General features: G+C 67.6%; 13 protein-coding genes. 9 read left to right on the forward strand and 4 right to left on the reverse strand.

From position 1 onward, the window contains the following. The first annotated feature begins 9 nt into the window (after positions 1-9). The 8 genes from AC2YHA_RS04650 to AC2YHA_RS04685 all read left to right on the forward strand — a co-directional run bounded on the left by AC2YHA_RS04650 (position 10) and on the right by AC2YHA_RS04685 (position 9683). On the forward strand, positions 10-462 hold the full coding sequence (locus AC2YHA_RS04650; protein WP_487400556.1) for a GatB/YqeY domain-containing protein: 453 nt from the start codon (positions 10-12) through the stop codon (positions 460-462). A gap of 50 nt (positions 463-512) precedes the next feature. Further along, complete coding sequence (gene dnaG / locus AC2YHA_RS04655) at positions 513-2375, forward strand: DNA primase (RefSeq protein ID WP_487400557.1); 1863 nt, start codon at positions 513-515, stop codon at positions 2373-2375. Further along, on the forward strand, positions 2375-4405 hold the full coding sequence (gene rpoD / locus AC2YHA_RS04660) for an RNA polymerase sigma factor RpoD (RefSeq protein WP_487400558.1): 2031 nt from the start codon (positions 2375-2377) through the stop codon (positions 4403-4405). The genes dnaG and rpoD overlap by 1 nt, the downstream gene beginning before the upstream one ends. Positions 4406-4745: 340 nt before the next feature. Beyond that, positions 4746-5414 (forward strand): DUF6975 family protein, encoded by a 669-nt coding sequence (locus tag AC2YHA_RS04665; RefSeq protein ID WP_487400559.1) that lies wholly within the window; start codon positions 4746-4748, stop codon positions 5412-5414. A gap of 248 nt (positions 5415-5662) precedes the next feature. After that, positions 5663-6511, forward strand: coding sequence for an AAA family ATPase (locus AC2YHA_RS04670; protein WP_487400560.1), 849 nt, complete (start codon positions 5663-5665; stop codon positions 6509-6511). Positions 6512-6561: 50 nt separating this feature from the next. After that, the gene (locus tag AC2YHA_RS04675) at positions 6562-7971 is read left to right on the forward strand and encodes a hypothetical protein (protein WP_487400561.1); all 1410 of its coding nucleotides are present in this window, start codon (positions 6562-6564) and stop codon (positions 7969-7971) included. A gap of 9 nt (positions 7972-7980) precedes the next feature. Beyond that, positions 7981-9159, forward strand: coding sequence for a vWA domain-containing protein (locus tag AC2YHA_RS04680; RefSeq protein WP_487400562.1), 1179 nt, complete (start codon positions 7981-7983; stop codon positions 9157-9159). After that, on the forward strand, positions 9159-9683 hold the full coding sequence (locus AC2YHA_RS04685; RefSeq protein WP_487400563.1) for a hypothetical protein: 525 nt from the start codon (positions 9159-9161) through the stop codon (positions 9681-9683). The genes AC2YHA_RS04680 and AC2YHA_RS04685 overlap by 1 nt, the downstream gene beginning before the upstream one ends. Here the strand turns inward: AC2YHA_RS04685 and AC2YHA_RS04690 are convergent. Beyond that, positions 9680-9970, reverse strand: a complete 291-nt coding sequence (locus AC2YHA_RS04690) for an Hpt domain-containing protein (RefSeq protein ID WP_233782635.1) — start codon at positions 9968-9970, stop codon at positions 9680-9682. The two genes, AC2YHA_RS04685 and AC2YHA_RS04690, sit on opposite strands and share 4 nt — an antisense overlap. Positions 9971-10081: 111 nt before the next feature. Between AC2YHA_RS04690 and AC2YHA_RS04695 the strand changes: the two genes are divergently transcribed. After that, entirely contained in the window at positions 10082-12352 is a 2271-nt protein-coding gene (locus tag AC2YHA_RS04695; protein WP_487400564.1) for a coiled-coil domain-containing protein, read from the forward strand. Positions 12353-12479: 127 nt separating this feature from the next. On the opposite strand, the gene AC2YHA_RS04700 is transcribed toward AC2YHA_RS04695, so the two are convergent. Genes AC2YHA_RS04700 through AC2YHA_RS04710 form a run of 3 tightly spaced genes read right to left on the reverse strand, consistent with a single transcriptional unit; the run spans position 12480 to position 17375 of the window. Next, positions 12480-12842 (reverse strand): response regulator, encoded by a 363-nt coding sequence (locus tag AC2YHA_RS04700; protein WP_233782633.1) that lies wholly within the window; start codon positions 12840-12842, stop codon positions 12480-12482. Positions 12843-12879: 37 nt separating this feature from the next. Then, complete coding sequence (locus AC2YHA_RS04705) at positions 12880-15276, reverse strand: hybrid sensor histidine kinase/response regulator (protein WP_487400565.1); 2397 nt, start codon at positions 15274-15276, stop codon at positions 12880-12882. Between the two features lie 47 nt (positions 15277-15323). Beyond that, positions 15324-17375 carry a M13 family metallopeptidase gene (locus tag AC2YHA_RS04710; RefSeq protein WP_487400566.1) on the reverse strand — a complete coding sequence of 684 codons (2052 nt, stop codon included), beginning with the start codon at positions 17373-17375 and terminating at the stop codon, positions 15324-15326. Positions 17376-17389 lie beyond the last annotated feature (14 nt).

Raw genomic sequence — 17389 nt, forward strand, 5'->3', positions numbered from 1 at the left:
AGGGTCCGCATGATTCGAGACGACATCAAGACCGCGCTCGTCACCGCCATGAAGGCGGGCGACAAGCAGAGCACCGCCGCGATCCGCCTGATCCAGTCGGCGATCAAAAACCGCGACATCGAGGCGCGCACCGGCGGTGCCCCCGCCGACGACGACGCGCTGGTCGTCGAGGTGCTGCAGAAGATGGTGAAGCAGCGCCGCGAATCGATCGAGCTCTACCAGAAGGGCGGCCGCCCGGAGCTCGCGGCCGCCGAGCAGGCCGAGGTCGACGTGATCGAGCGCTTCTTGCCCCAGCAGATGAGCGAGGAGCAGACCAAGGACGCAATCGAGCTGATCAAGGCCGAGCTCGGCGCCAGCTCGATGAAGGACATGGGCCGCGTTATGGCTGAGCTGAAGGCCCGACACGCCACCACGCTCGACATGAGCAAGGCGAGTGCTCTCGTGAAGGCAGCGCTGTCCTAAAACGCGTTGTCAGACCGGCCTCGGGCTGGCAGATGTGATAGAATCGGGGCGTGAGTCTCACTCCCGCCTTCCTCGACGAATTGCGCGCCCGCACGCACCTGTCCGGGCTGATCGCCAAGTCGGTGAAGCTCCAGCGCGCCGGCAAGGAATGGCGCGCCTGCTGCCCCTTCCACCACGAGAAGACGCCCAGCTTCTACGTCAACGACGACAAGGGCTTCTACCACTGCTTCGGCTGCGGCACGCATGGCGATGCGATCCGCTGGATGACCGACCAGCGCGGCCTGCCGTTCATGGACGCGGTGAAGGAGCTGGCCCAGGCTGCCGGACTGGACGTGCCGGCGCAGGACCGCCGCTCCGCCGAGCGCGCCGAACGGGCCAAGGGCCTGCACGAGGCGATGGCCGACGCCGCCCAGTGGTTCACCGACCAGCTGAACGGCATCGCCGGCGCCGAGGCGCGTGCGCTGCTCGACCGACGCGGCATCCGGCCCGAGACGGCGAAGGCGTTCGGCCTCGGCTTCGCCCCCGATTCGCGGGGCAAGCTCAAGGACGCGCTCAGGAGCTACGGCGACGCGATACTGGTCGAGGCCGGTCTGCTGATCGCCGTCGATGACAAGACCCCTTACGACCGCTTCCGCGGCCGCCTGATGATCCCGATCCGCGACCCGCGCGGGCGGCCGATCGCCTTCGGCGGCCGCATCGTCGGCGAAGGCGAGCCCAAGTACCTCAACTCCCCCGAGACGCCGCTCTTCGACAAGGGCCGCACGCTCTACAACCTAGACCGCGCCCTCCCCGCCGCGCGCAAGTCCGGCCGCATCATCGCGGTCGAGGGCTATATGGACGTGATCGCCCTCGCCCAGGCCGGGTTCGAGGAAGCGGTGGCGCCGCTCGGCACGGCGGTGACCGAGGCGCAGCTCGATCGCCTGTGGCGCATCGCCGACGTGCCGGTCCTCTGCTTCGACGGCGATGCGGCCGGACAGAAGGCCGCGATCCGCGCCGCCCATCGCGCGCTGCCGATGCTGGCGCCGGGCAGGAGCCTCGCCTTCGTGACGCTGCCCGACGGGCTCGACCCGGACGATCTCGTTCGCACCCGGGGAGCAGTGACGTTCGAAGGGCTACTGACTAGACCCCAGCCGCTGGTCGATCGCCTCTGGAGCCACGAGCTCACCGCCGAACCGCTCGACACGCCCGAACAGCGCGCCGGCCTGAAACGTCGCCTCGGCGACCTCGCGGGCACGATCGGCGATGCCGCCGTCCGTTCCGAATATCTCGCGGAGTTCCGCCGCCGCTTCGACGCCCATTTCGCGCCGCCGCCTCGCGCCTTCGCGCCGCGCGTGCGCGATGCCCGCGCCGGCAAGTGGCAGCCGCCGGCGCCGCCGCCCTCCCCCACCGCACGTGCCGTCAACGCCAGCGGGATCGACCCGGTGCTGGCCAAGGCGGTGCTCGCGGGCCTCATCCGCCACCCGGCGGAGATCGCGCGGCACATGGAGGTGCTCGGCTCGCTCAGGCTCGCCGGCGGCGCGCTCGGGCGGCTGTTCGAGGCGGTGGTCGATGTTGCCCTTGAAGATCATGCGCTTGATCAGTCGCGCGTGCTCACCATATTGGCGCAGTCCGGCTTTGGTGAAATCGCAGCAGATCTGTTGCGCGCTGACAGCATGCCCTTCACCTTCACCCAGAAGGGATGGGATGACGTCCGCGCGCACAGCGACTTGGACGAGGCGATCGCGGTGATGATCGCGCGTCCACGGGTCGATGCTGCGCTCGCCGAGGCAACGGCAAGGCTGGGCGAGCGTTTCACCGATGAGGCGTTCGAGCGGCAGATTGCGCTGGTCAGAGAGCAGCAGGCGCTTCAGGCACGACTTGCAAATCTGATGCTGGACGACAAAGACACTTCCGAAGGTACCGAGGGAAATTGATGGCCAAGGCGAATATGGCGGACGTCGCCGACACTCCGGACACGGGCGACGCGCCGCTGATCGACCTCAACGAGGGTTCGATCAAGAAGCTGGTCGCGCGCGCCAAGAAGCGCGGATACATCACCGTCGATCAGCTCAACGAGATGCTGCCGCAGGATCAGATGTCCTCGGAGCAGATCGAGGACGTCATGTCCGCGCTCAACGACATGGGCGTCAACGTCGTCGAGAACGAGGATGCGGGCGAGGATGCCGAGCCCGAGGACGACAGCGTCGACGAGGTCGATGGCGGCGATTCCGACGGCGAGCAGGTCCCGACGCTGGAAGCGGTCAAGAAGAAGGAGACGGTCGATCGCACCGACGATCCCGTCCGCATGTACCTGCGCGAGATGGGCGCCGTCGAACTGCTGTCGCGCGAGGGCGAGATCGCCATCGCCAAGCGCATCGAGGCCGGCCGCGACACGATGATCCTCGGCCTGTGCGAATCGCCGATCACCTTCAACGCGATCATCGGCTGGTCGACCGCGCTCAACGAGGGCACGATGCAGCTGCGCGAGATCCTCGATCTCGACGCGATGCTGTCCAAGGGTCCATCGGCCGAGCAGGTCGAGGGCGCCGAGGACGATAGCGGCGAGATCAGCGAATCGAGCACCGGCCCCTCCTTCAAGGAGGAGGACGACGTCGAGGAGGTCCAGGACGAGGACGACGAGGAGTCGATGACCGAGCGGCGCGCCCCGCGTCCATCGGACGACGACGACGAGGACAATACGCTCAGCCTCGCCCAGATGGAGGAAACGCTCAAGCCGGCTGCGCTCGAGCGGTTCGCCAACATCACCGCGATCTACAAGAAGTTCTCCAAGATGCAGGAGCAGCGGCTGGGCGCGATGGCCGCCGGCGGCGAGCTTACGGCGGCAGACGAGCGCAAATATCAGAAGCTGCGCGAGGAGCTGACCGCGGAGGTCGAGAGCGTCCAGTTCCACCAGGCGAAGATCGAGTATCTCGTCGATCAGCTCTACAGCTTCAACCGTCGCCTGACCGCGCTGGGCGGGCAGATGCTGCGCCTCGCCGAGCGTCACAAGGTCAGCCGCAAGGACTTTCTCGACCGCTATGTCGACCATGAGCTCGACGAGCAGTGGCTGCAGTCGATCGCGGGCCTCGACAAGAAATGGGCGGCCTTCGCCGCGAACGAGGCGGCGGCGGTCGACCGCATCCGTGCCGAGATCGCCGAGATCTCGCAGCAGACCGGCATGGCGCTCGCCGAGTTCCGCCGCATCGTCAACATGGTGCAGAAGGGCGAGCGCGAGGCGCGGATCGCGAAGAAGGAGATGGTCGAGGCCAATCTCCGCCTCGTGATCTCCATCGCCAAGAAGTACACGAACCGCGGTCTGCAGTTCCTGGACCTGATCCAGGAGGGCAACATCGGCCTGATGAAGGCGGTCGACAAGTTCGAGTACCGCCGCGGCTACAAATTCTCGACCTATGCGACCTGGTGGATCCGCCAGGCGATCACGCGTTCGATCGCCGATCAGGCGCGTACGATCCGCATCCCGGTCCACATGATCGAGACGATCAACAAGCTGGTCCGCACCAGCCGCCAGTTCCTCCACGAGCAGGGCCGCGAGCCCACGCCCGAGGAGATGGCCGAGCGCCTGTCGATGCCGCTCGAGAAGGTGCGCAAGGTGATGAAGATCGCCAAGGAGCCGATCAGCCTCGAAACGCCGATCGGCGACGAGGAGGATTCGCACCTCGGCGACTTCATCGAGGACAAGAACGCCGTCATCCCGGTGGACGCCGCGATCCAGGCGAACCTCAAGGAGACGGTCACCCGCGTCCTCGCCAGCCTCACCCCGCGCGAGGAGCGCGTGCTGCGGATGCGCTTCGGCATCGGCATGAACACCGATCACACGCTGGAAGAGGTCGGCCAGCAGTTCTCGGTGACGCGCGAGCGCATCCGCCAGATCGAGGCCAAGGCCTTGCGGAAACTCAAGCATCCGAGCCGATCGCGAAAGATGCGCTCGTTCCTCGATCAGTGATCCGGGAGCGGATTGAGGAAAAGCTGACCCGCAATTCTTCGTCACCCCGGACTTGTTCCGGGGTCCACCGGGCAGCCAGACGCCGGTTTCGAGGTTCGGGCTAGACCTCAGCGCCAGTCTTCATGGGCGAGGTGGATGCCGGAACAAGTCCGGCATGACGATTCAGGTTTGTCGCGAGCCGCTCTACGGGCCCGTTTCCACCGAAACGGGCCCTTTCTTCATCTCTCCGAACGCTTGATTAATTCGCGATCAACCGCGTTTTTACGTCCTTCGGTATAGGCTTGTGCCGGATGAAGGAGTGGACGTCGGCCCGGCCGGCAGACACTTCGGATAGGAGCCTATGGCGTTCACCTCGGCAAACGGCGCCCGCTTCGGCGAGGCATGGGAAGCTCTCACCGCGCTGGTCTCGGCAGAAGGCAGCGCGGTCGAGCCGTTCGCCGCCATGCTGGCGGGAGCCGGCTCGGCGACCCTTGATCTGGCCGATGCCGCGCATTGTTGGTGCATGCTCCACGCCCGCCATCCCGGCGTCCTCGAACATGCGCAGGGCCGCGCCGAACACCCGGTGGTGGAGGCGTGGCTGGGCGAAGCGGCCACCGGCTTTACCGAGGAGCGCGCCGGCGTCGTCCGTCTCGTCGCCGCCGCCGGGCCGCTGCCGAGCACCCCCGGCCAGGCCGAGAGCGAGGCCGCGATCACCGGCCAGCGCCATGCGCTCGACATGCTCGCCAGCTCCGACCGGGCGGGCGTCGCGATCGGCTCCGCGATGGCGCTGGTGCTCGATTGGCCCGCGATCCGCCACGTCCTCGATGCCGGCGCGCGCCGGCTGGGGCTGCAGGTGGTGGAAAGCGCCCTCCCCCTCGCCCGCGACAGCGCGACGGTGGTCGCCGCCCTGGCAGAAACCCCGGCGTTCGAGCGGGCGATGCTGTTCGGCGCCGGCCAGACCCTCGCCCAGCACCGCGCCCTCTGGCAGTTGCTCGAGGCCCGCGCCGACGCCCGCCGCCATCACCGCTAAGACGGATCAAATCCTCCCCCGCTAGGGGGAGGTGGCACGCGAAGCGTGACGGAGGGGGCGGAAACGAGTCGATAATGAGTCGCCGTCCTCCCCCTCCGTCAGCCTACGGCTGACACCTCCCCCTGGCGGGGGAGGATTGAAAGGCTTCCTACCTCGCACGGGAGCTAAATGTCCGTCCGACCAAACGCTTGCGCTGAGGCGCCGCGACCCTCTACTGCATACCCGATCTTTGAAAAGGACGGGCACGGATGCGGTTCGAGGGTACCCAGAGCTATGTCGCCACCGAGGATCTCAAGGTCGCGGTCAATGCCGCGGTCATGCTCCGGCGTCCGCTGCTGGTGAAGGGCGAGCCGGGCACCGGCAAGACGGTGCTCGCCTATGAGATCGCCAAGGCGGTCGGCGCCCCGCTGATCGAGTGGAACGTCAAGTCGACGACCAAGGCGCAGCAGGGCCTCTACGAATATGATGCGGTCGCGCGCCTACGCGACGGCCAGCTCGGCGATCCGCGCGTCCACGACATCTCCAACTATATCCGCAAGGGCAAGCTGTGGGAGGCGTTCACCTCTCCGCAAGTGCCCGTCCTGCTGATCGACGAGATCGACAAGGCCGACATCGAATTCCCCAACGACCTCCTCCAGGAGCTCGACCGGATGGAATTCCACGTCTACGAAACCGGCGAGACCGTGCGCGCCGCCGAGCGGCCGATCGTCGTCATCACCTCGAACAACGAGAAGGACCTGCCGGACGCCTTCCTGCGCCGCTGCTTCTTCCACTACATCAAGTTCCCCGACCGCGAGACGATGCAGCGGATCGTCGACGTCCACTTCCCCGGCATCCAGAAGATCCTGGTCGGCAAGGCGATGGACGTGTTCTACGACATCCGCGAGGTGCCGGGGCTCAAGAAGAAGCCCTCGACCAGCGAGTTGCTCGACTGGCTCAAACTGCTGCTCCACGAGGACATGCCGCTCGAGGTGCTGCAGAACCGCGATCCCACCAAGGCGATCCCGCCGCTCCACGGCGCTCTGCTCAAGAACGAGGCTGACGTGATGCTGTTCGAGCGGCTGGCGTTCATGGCGAAACGGCAGGGCGGCCGCTGACATCATTCCGGCTCTACCGGTCGAGCTTGCACCGAGCGCCCGACCGACGCATGCTGGCTGCGATGGGCCCGAGGGGGGAACTCGACCGCCGCTTTCCTGTCCTGCTCAGCGCGATCGTCGTGTTCGGGCTGGCGCTGCGCATCGCATCGGCACAGGGCTCGCTATGGCTTGATGAAGCTTGGTCGGCGACGCTCGCGCACGACACGGGCACGCCGCTCGGCGTGTTCCTCAAGATCAATCACGACAACAACCACCATCTCAATTCGCTCTGGCTCCAGCTTGTCGGCCTCGCCGCACCGCCGGTGCTGACGCGCGCGCTGTCGATCGTAAGCGGCACGGTCACGATCTGGGTCGCCGGACGGATCGGATCACGGCGCGGCACGGTCGTCGGGCTGACCACGGCATGGCTGTTCGCCGTATCGCCGATCCTGGTGACGATGGGATCGGAAGCGCGTGGCTATGCGCCGATGCTGCTTGCGCTGCTCGCCGCGGTGCTGCTGGTGGATCGCTGGCTGGCAGGCGAGATCCCGCACCCTCGCCGCGGGTTGGCCTGGTGCTTCGCACTCGGTGCGCTGTCGCAACTCACCATGATATTCGGCGTCTGCGCGGTCGTCGGCTGGGCTTTCTTCGCGACATGGAAGCATGCCGGGTGGAAGGGCGCGATCCGCGACACGCTGCGGCTGTTCGGTCCAGCGCTGCTCGCATTGGCCGGCGTGCTCGGCCTGATCGCCGGCGCGGCGTTGGCCAGCGAGAACGGTTTCACCGTCGGCCGCTACGATCCCTTCACCCTACCCGCCTATCTCCGCGGCATCGGCGATATGGCGGGCTATACCGTCGGCATTCCGCGCCACGACGTCTGGCTGCCGATCCTGGTAGCGATCCTCGTGCTGGTGGCGCCTCGCTTCGGGGTCTCGCGCCTCGCTTTCCATCGTCTCGCGATCATCGGTTTCCCGCTGACGATCGCCATCCTGCACGCAGGCAATGTCAGCTTCGCGCGCTATTATCTCCTCTCCAGCGCCGCCTTGCTGATCCTGATCGGAGAAGCGACGGGACTGGGGCTTGCCGCCGGACGCTGGAAACGATGGACCGCCGGAGCGGCGCTGGCCGCGTTGACTGCGGCGAGCCTGGTCCAGGACGGCATCCTCATCGCCAACCAGCGCGGCGATCCCGGCGCGGCGGTACGGGCGATGTCGGCACGTTCGCCCGGCGGCGCGACGTTGCGGCTCGACCGCGAGACCGGCCTTGCCGTGATCCGCGTCGCCGCCGAGCACCAGCGTTATCCGCTCACGATCGTCGACGCCGATTGTCCGCCGGCGCGCTTCGTCTTCGTCGACCGGTTCGAAGGGCAGAGCTTCCCCGCGACCATCCCGCTCTGCGGCCGCCTCTACCGGCCGGTCGCCAGCGCCCATGCGCGAGGCCTCTCCGGAACCGACTGGACGCTCTACGAGCTCCAGCCCTAGAAAGACGCCATGTTCCTCGGCTTCCTCGACGAATTGCGCGCGGCCGGCATTCCGGCCAGCCTCAAGGAGCATCTCGTGCTCCTGGAGGCGCTCGACCGGGAGGTCGTGGAGCGTACCCCGGAAGCCTTCTACTATCTGGCCCGCGCGACCTATGTGAAGGACGAGGGCCTGCTCGATCGTTTCGACCAGGTCTTCACCAAGGTGTTCCGCGGCATCTCCACCAGCTACGGCACCCAGAGCGCGGACATTCCCGAGGACTGGCTGAAGGCGGTCGCGCAGAAATATCTGACGCCCGAGGAGATGGCGAAGATCGAGTCGCTCGGCTCCTGGGACGAGATCATGGAGACGCTGAAGCAGCGCCTCGCCGAGCAGGAAGGCCGGCACCAGGGCGGCAGCAAATGGATCGGCACCGGCGGCACCTCGCCCTACGGGAACTCGGGCTACAACCCGGAAGGCGTGCGGATCGGCGGCGAGAGCACGCACAAGCGTGCGCTGAAGGTCTGGGAGGGCCGCGAGTTCCGCAACCTCGACAATACGCGCGAGCTCGGTACCCGCAACATCAAGATCGCGCTCCGCCGCCTGCGCCGCTTCGCACGCGAAGGAGCGGCCGAGGAGCTCGACCTCGATGCCACCATCGCCGGCACCGCCAAGCAGGGCTGGCTCGACGTCCACATGCGCCCGGAGCGGCACAATGCGGTCAAGCTGCTGCTGTTCCTCGACATCGGCGGGTCGATGGACCCGTTCGTCAGGCTCTGCGAGGAGCTGTTCTCGGCCGCGACCAGCGAGTTCAAGAACCTCGAATTCTTCTACTTCCACAACTGCGTCTACGAAGGCGTGTGGAAGGACAACCGCCGCCGCTTCACCGAGCGCACGCCGACCTGGGACGTGCTCCACAAGTTCGGCCACGACTATAAGCTGGTGTTCGTCGGCGACGCGTCGATGAGCCCCTATGAGATCACCCATCCCGGCGGATCGGTCGAACATATGAACGAGGAAGCCGGCGCGGTGTGGATGCACCGGCTCACCAACACCTATCCCGCAGCGGTGTGGCTCAATCCGGTGCCGGAGGAGCAATGGGGTTATTCGCAGTCGGTCCGCATCATGCGCGAGCTGATGAACGACCGCATGTACCCGCTGACGCTCGCCGGGCTGGACGGAGCGATGCGCGAGCTGAGCAGGAAGCATTGATGCGGCTGTGGGGCGCCGTCGCGGCTGTGCTTCTCGTGACGGCGTGCAGCGAGGGCGACTGGGCGCCGCCTGCGCAGGCGTATCGGCACCTGGGCAATCGGCTGAAGGTCTATTTGCCCTTTCTCGGGGTGCCATGCGGCATCGGCGGGGTCGGCGTCGGCGAGGAACAACGGGCGGACCAATGCTACCGCTTCGGAACGCCGCGCCGGATGAGTGGGGTGCTCGTCACGAACGGCTCGTGGTCCATCTTCCACGAAGGTGAAACCCAGATGCGCGAAAAAGACCTGTTTCATTTTGGATTAGATGTCGTGTCAGATCGCTATCAGCTGATTCTTCCGAAGCGGAAGGTCAAGCTGAAGTCCGGCACCGTGATGGCGACCTCCGATTCATGGAAAAAGCCGCGAGCCTATCATGTGACTTTCGTCGGCAGGGAAACCGCGCGCTTTCCCTCCTACCCGACGGGAAGCTTTGCGACCATCGACCGGATCGAAGCGATCCGCAGGCTGCCGCTGCTGCCTGACTAGAGCCGCTCGATCGCCCGCCGCATCTTGCGCAGCGCCTCCGGATCGCCCGGGCGATCGGCCGCCTCGCCCGCAAGCGCCATCAGGCGGATCGCGCCGAAGCTCGCCGCCAGGCCCTTGAGCCGCAGCGACGCGTCCTTCCACACCGCGTGGTCGCGCGTCTTCTCGATCGTCGCCAGATTGGTCTTCGCGCTGTCGAGAAAGGCTTCGCGCAGCTCGGCGATCAGCGCGGGCTCGTCGCCTACCGCCGCCGCCAGGGTCGCATCGATTGCACCGGGATCATAGGCCATGTGCCCGGAACTAGGCGCATATGCTTAACGACCGGTTTCCACGCCCGGCTTACGAACCGGACGAAACGTGATACACGTCTCCGAATGACTGTGACCGGGGGTACGCGTATCGTGAATCTGCGTCCTGACGAGGACGAGGGGACCGCATTGTCCGCCGAAGAGGAGAGCTGGAGCGAGTCGCCAGCGGATGCGGAGGCGGAAGACTGGGCGGCGGAGCAGCCGGCGCCCTCGTCTTTTGCACGGGTCGTCGCAGTCCTGCTGGTACTGTTGTCGCTGGCTTGGGTCGCCGCGATGGCGTGGTTCTCGCGCGGAGCCTTCCCGATGGCGCCGGTCGCGCTCGCCGAGTTCATTGCGGCGCTCTGCGTGCCGCCGCTCCTCGCCGCCACGCTCTATCTGCTGTTCCTCCGCACGAGTCGCGCCGAGGCGCGCCGCTTCGGCGCCACCGCGCGGGCGATGCGGAACGAGGCGACGCGGCTCGACGAGACGATCCTGGCGCTGTCCAACCGGATCGAGGCCAATCGCCGCGCACTGGCCGAGCAGGCGAGCTCGCTCGTCGCGATCGGCGATGCCGCGTCGGAGCGGCTGCACGCCATCAGCGGCGAACTGTCCGCCGAAGCACGCATCCTCGAGACGATCAGCGGATCGCTGGTCAAATCGGCCGAGACGACCGAGGCGAGCCTCAACGTCGTGTTCAATTCGCTGCCCAAGGCGCAGGCGGAGACCGCCGGCATGGCCGAAGCGCTCAACGCCGCGGGGCTGGCGGCCAGCCAGAAGGCGGTGGAGCTCGGCGGGCATCTGGCGACGCTTTCCGATCGCGGGCGTGCCGCGGACGAGGTCGCGAGCGGCGCAGCCGCCCGCCTTGCCGCTCATCTCGAGCGGATGGAGGCGACCAGCGAGACCGCCGCCGCCCGGCTCGACAATGCCGCCGGCGAGATGTCTGCCGCGGTCGATGCCGTGCTCGACCGTGCCGCCCGGGCGATCGACGAGGCGCGCAAGGGCATCGCCGCGCAGGGCGAGGCGATGCTGGCGATGCTCGGCACCAGCCAGGCCGCGATCGAGAAGGCCAGCCACGAAAGCGCCGATGCGCTCCGGCAGCGGCTGGACGAGGTCGAGGCGGCGGTCGACCGCATCACCGCCCGGCTCGGCGAGGAGCAGCATCGCACCGATTCGCTGTTCGCCAGCCTCTCGGTCGGCGTCGAAGGCGCCTCGGGGCAGCTCGACCGGCTGCACGCCGACGGCCTCGCCAAGAGCCAGGAACTCGCCGCGTCGATCAGCGCCCTCTCCGGATCTGCGGGCGCGCTGACCGAGACGATGCGCGACGGCGAGAGCGTGGCCCGGACGCTGATCGCGACCACCGAGGACCTGCTGACCGCGCTCGATGCCTCGACCCGCGAGATCGACGAGACTCTCCCCGGCGCGCTCGGCCGGCTGGAGGAGAAGATCGCCTCCAGCCGTTCGCTGGTCGGCACCGCCAAGCCCGAGCTGCTGGCGCTCGTCACCGCCGCCGAGAGCACGCACGATGCGGTCAACGCGGTCGCCGGCCTCGTCGCCACCGAGCGCGAGAAGCTGACCGAGATCACCGCGACGCTCAACGAGACCTTCGACGCCGGCCACGACAAGGCAATGACGATGGATGCGGTGGTCGAGGAGGCGATCGCCAAGGCGCGCCGCTTCGCCGAGGATGCCGCGCCGCAGCTGGTCGACGCGCTCGCCCGTATCCGCGAAACCGCCTCGCGCGCCGCCGAGAGTGCGCGCGGCGTGTTGACGCAGGTCATCCCAGATGCCGCCGGCGCGATCGAAGCCGAAAGCGCCGATGCCGTCCGCCGCGCCTTCGCCCGCGCGCTCCCGCAGCCGCTCGGCGAACTGGCGGAAGCGTCGGAAGGCGCCGTCGCCGCCGCGACGCGCGCCTCCGAACGGCTGGCCGAGCAGCTCATGACGATCAGCGAGACCACGGCACAGCTCGAGGCGCGGATCGACGCCGAGCGCGCCGATCGCGAGGCCGCCAACCACGACAATTTCGGACGTCGCATGTCGCTGCTGGTCGAGGCGCTCAATTCGGCGTCGATCGACATCACCAAGAGCTTCTCGCACGAAGTGTCCGACAGCGCCTGGGCCGCCTATCTCAAGGGCGATCGCGGCGTCTTCACGCGGCGCGCGGTGCGCCTGCTCGATGCGAGCGAGGCACGGGAGATCCTGCGGCTCTACGATACCGACGGCGATTTCCGCGAGCAGGTCAATCGCTACATCCACGATTTCGAAGCGATGCTGCGCCAGATCCTGGCGTTGCGTGACGGGTCGTCGCTCGGCGTCACGCTGCTCTCGTCCGACATGGGCAAGCTCTATGTCGCGCTCGCCCAGGCGATCGAACGCCTGCGCACCTGATGACGGCTATCTAGAGTCGGATTTAGGCCAGTTTGAATCTGTTCCCCGGCGAAGGCCGGGGCCCAGTATCGAACCGCTCGCAACTGGGCCCCTGCCTTCGCCGGGGAACAGCCAGATGGATCGAACTCTAAACCTCGACGATCAGGTTCGAGAGCGCCTTTTCTACCCCGTCCATCGTGAACGGCTTGGTGAGCACCGGCCGATCGCGATGACGTTCGACGATTGCGTCGTCGGTGCCGCCGGTAGCGAAGAGGAAGGGGGTACCCGCCGCATCGAGCGCATCGGCGATGGCCCAGCTCGTCTCGCCTCCGCGCAGGTTGATGTCGACGATCGCGGCATCGATCCCGCCGGCGGCGATCCGATCGAGCGCCGCGGCGACCGTGTCGACCGCTCCCGCGACGCCCTTGCCCAGTGCATCGAGGAAATCCTCGAGCATCATGGCGATCAGAGGTTCATCCTCGACGATGAGGATTTGTTGCGGACGCGACATTCCGGTTTTCCTAAGCGATCAGCCGCGTCGTGGCTAGTCACTTCGCGGCCAGCACGTCGCGCGCGGCCTCGGCAAGCTGCTGAACCGAAAAGGGTTTCGGCAGGAAAGCGACGCGGTCGATGTCGATCGAGCGACGCAACTGCTCCTCGGCATATCCGGACATGAACAGGATCGCGAGGTTGGGATAACGTTCGCGGGCGCGCCGTACCATCGTCGGGCCGTCCATGGTCGGCATGACGACGTCGGAGATCAGCAGGTCGGGCGCGCTCTCCATCTGCGCAAGCAGCTCCAGGGCGGCTTCGCCATTCTCGGCAGTGACCACCTGATAGCCCTGCCGCGTCAACGCCCGCTCCGCCACCGCGCGCACCATGTCCTCGTCCTCGACGAGGAGAATGGTGCCGCTGCCCCAGGTATCGCCCGGCTTCGCTTTCGACGACGACGCGGGTGCGGGAGCCGGCGCGGCGGCCGCCGAATGGACCGGCAGATAGATGGTGAAGGCCGCGCCGCCGCTGCGCGGGCTCTCGGCGAAGATATAGCCGCCCGACTGCTTGACGATGCCATAGACGGTCGAAAGCCCGAGCCCGGTCCCCTTCCCCACCTCTTTCGTGGTGAAGAACGGCTCGAAGATCTTGGGCAGCACGTCGGCCGGAATGCCGGTGCCGGTGTCGGAGACGCGGAGCGCCGTATAATCGCCGACCGGAAGCACGTCGTCCTCCATGCCGCGAACTTCCGACGGGCCGACCGCCATCGTCTCGATCGTCAGCGTCCCGCCGCCATTGGGATTCTTGGCGAGCATCGCATCGCGGGCGTTGACGGCAAGGTTGATCACCACCTGCTCGAGCTGGCCCGGATCGATCCGCACCGGCCCCAGGTTGCGGCCGTGGTTGACGACCAGCCGCACCGTCTCGCCGAGCAGGCGCTTCAGGAGGTTCGATACCTCCGAGATCACGTCGGGAAGCTGCAGCACCTGTGGCCTGAGCGTCTGCTGGCGCGAGAAGGCGAGCAGCTGGCGCGTCAGCCCGGCCGCGCGGTTCGAGTTCATCCTGATCTGCTGGATGTCGTCGTAATCGCTGTCGCCCGGCGTATGGCGCATCAGCATCAGGTCGCAGTGGCCGATGATCGCCGTCAGGATGTTGTTGAAATCATGCGCGACGCCGCCGGCGAGCTGGCCGACCGCCTGCATCTTGGTCGCCTGCGCGACCTGGTCCTTGAGCTTGCCTTCCTCGGCGTCGTCCTTGACGCTCATCAGCACCGCCGCCTCGCCGAGCCCGCGCGCGCCGGCGAGGCCGACCTGCACCGGTTCGTCGGGCCGATCCGCGAAGCGCACCGGCATCTGGGTCGAATGCGCCGCGCCGCCGGCGAAGCGGCGGATGGCGTCGGCCAGCGCCGCCTTATCGTCGCGCACGACCAGGTCGCCCGGATAGAGCGGCGGCGCCGACCCGTTGACGCCGGTCACCCGGGTGAAGGCCTCGTTCATGTGCAGGAAGCGGCCCTCGCGATCGATCAGCGCCAGCGGCACCGGCAGCAGCGCGATCAGGCTGCGGACGTGGCTCGCCGCGCTCGATCCGATCGCGGGCACCGTGATCTGCGGCTCCTCGTCGAGCAGGACCACCAGCATCGGCGCATCGTCGCCGTCGAGGAACGGCACCTGCAGCACGCGCAGCGGGTTGCCACCCAGCCCTTCGCGCTCGAAACGGACCAGCCCGGCGCTGTCGGTGATGAGGAAACGCGCGAAGTCGCGGCCCTCGATCGCGCCCTCCTCATGCCCCATCGCACGGGCGCGGAGCACGCGATTGGCGGTACGCACCCGCCCGTCCGGCCCGAGCAAGGCCGCCATGATCCCCGCGCCGCCAAGCCGGTCGCCGTTGGGCCCGGCAATGGCCGCCGTCGCGATCGCGACGACGTTGACGGCATCGGCCATCTTGAAGCGCCACAGCAGCATCTCGTCGCCGATCCGGCCGACGGTCACCTCGACGCGCTCGTCGCGCACGATCAGCGCGGTCCGTCCCTCCCCTTCCCGCCAGGCGGCACGGCCGGCGGTGCCAAGCCGCCCGACCTCGTCCTCGGGCAGCGGCACGTTGGGCGGGGTCGGATAGCCGCCGAACAGCGTCTCGTAGCGGTCGTTGGCGCAGACGATGCGCCCGGCCCGGTCGGTGACCGCGATCGCCTCCGCCGAGGTCGCGGCGATCGCATGAGCGACGCCCCAGTCCGGCTCGGTCGAGACGGTGGTCGCGGCATGGATCAGCCGCGACGCCGCGAAGGCGGCAGCGCCGACGATCAGGCCCGCCGCGCCGAATCCGATCGCCAGCGTGCGGTCACCGATCAGCAACAGGATCGCTGCCGCCGCCAGAGCCGCCGCGCCGACCGCGATGGCGACCGGCAGCAGGGCGGAGGGATGTTCGGACTGTCCTGACGAGTGCGGAAGCGTGGCCATCGGACCCTTGTCGGCGCCTCCGCGCCCCCGTCAAGCCATTGGCGCCGTCACCAGATGCGGACGCGCTGATCCGGTGCCAGGTAGAGCTTCTCGCCCGGCTTCGGCTTGTAGGCGTCGTACCAGGGATCGAGGTTGCGCACCGTCGCGACGCGCTCCGGCCCCGGCGAGTGCGGATCGCTCAAGAGCTGCTGGCGCAGGATCGGCTCGCGATATTTGGAGCGCCACACCTGCGCCCAGCCGAGGTAGAAGCGCTGGTCCCCTGTCAGGCCGCCGATCACCGGCGCCGGCTTGCCGTTCAGCGACTTCTTGTACGCCTCATAGGCGACCGTCAGCCCGGCGAGGTCGGCGATGTTCTCGCCCAGCGTCAGCTCGCCCTGGACGTGCTGGCCGGGCAGCGGCTCATAGGCGTCGTACTGCTTGACCAGCTTGTCGGTGAAGCTCTTGAAGCGCTCGACGTCCTGCGGCGTCCACCATTCGGCGAGCTTGCCGCTGGGATCGTACTTGCGGCCCTGGTCGTCGAAATGATGGCTGAGCTCGTGCCCGATCACCGCGCCGATCCCGCCATAGTTGATCGCCGCGTCGGCATGCGGATCGAAGAACGGCGCCTGCAGGATCGCCGCCGGGAACACGATCTCGTTCATCGGCGGATTGGCATAGGCATTGATCGTCATCGGCGTCATGAACCACTCGCCGCGGTCGAGCGGCTTGCCGAGCTTGTTGAGATCACGCTGGAACTCGAACTCGTTGGCACGCGCGACGTTGCCGACCAGGTCGCCGCGGTCGATCCGCAGCGCCGAATAGTCGCGCCACTTGTCCGGATAGCCGATCTTGGGCGTGAAGGCGGCCAGCTTGGCCAGCGCCTTCTGCTTGGTCTCCGGTGCCATCCACTCCAGCTTCTGGAGCCGGTCGCCCATCGCGGCGCGGAGGTTCTTGACCAGATCGTCGATCGCCGCCTTCGATTCCGGCGGGAAGTAGCGGGCGACATAGACCTGCCCGACCGCCTCGCCCAGCCCGGCGCTGACCAGCGCCACGCCGCGCTTCCACCGCGGCCGCTGCTGCGGCTGCCCCGACAGGACGGTGCCGTTGAACGCGAACTCCGCCTTGTCGAACGCGCTGTTGAGATAGGGGGCGAAGGTATCGAGCACGCGCAGCGTGTAGAAATCGCGCAGCACCTGGATCGGCGCGTCGGCGAAGATCTTCGCCTCGGCGGTCACCGCCGACGGCTGCGAGACGATGTAATAAGGCTGCGCCGGCACGCCGAGCGCGGCCGCATAGGCGTGCCAGGGATAGCCCGGCGCCTTGCTCTCGAAGTCCGCCGTCAGCCAGCGGTTGTAGGTCTTGTCCTCGTCGCGGTTCTCGATGCGGGTCCAGTGGACCGTCGCGATCTGCTTCTCCAGCTCGAACACCGCATTGGCGCGCGCGGCGCCGTCGGTCTCGCCCGCCATCGTCAGCAGCTGGGCGAGATAGGCCTTGTAGGCGGTCCGGATACCCTCGAGCTTGGGATCGTCCTTCAGATAATAGTCGCGGTCGGGCAGCATCAGGCCCGACTGGTTCGTCATGACGATGTATTTCTCGGGCTCTTTGGCATCCTGCGTCACGCCGAGCCCGAAGAAGCCGCCGACGCCGGCGCGCTGGAGCTTGGCCGCCTCGGTCACCAGCGCGGTCTTGTCCTTGGCGCCGGCGATCGCCGTCAGCCACGGCTTGATCGGCGCGATCCCCTTCGCCTCGGCCGCGGCTTCGTCCAGGAAGCTCGCATAATAATCGCCGATCTTGCTGCCGGGCTGCTTCGCGGCCTCCTCCAAGATCGTGCGGGTCTGCTCGAGCGACAGGTCCTGCAGCACGTGGAACATGCCGAACGACGCGCGATCGGCGGGGATCTGCGTCGTCTTGTCCCAGTTGCCGTTGGCATAGTCGTAGAAGTCGTCGCCGGGCGCGATGCTGCGGTCCATGCCCGAAGTGTCGAGGCCGAAGGTCCCGATCTTGGGCGCGCCGGCGCTCGCTGGCGGTGTATCCGCCGGCGCGACGGTCGACTGGGCGTGGGCGCCGGCCGAAAGCGCGGTGCCGGCGAAAAGGATGGTGGCAATGGCGGAAAGCCGCATGGGCGGAGCCTTTC

It is taken from the genome of Sphingomonas sp. SRI_018 (assembly GCF_057586275.1).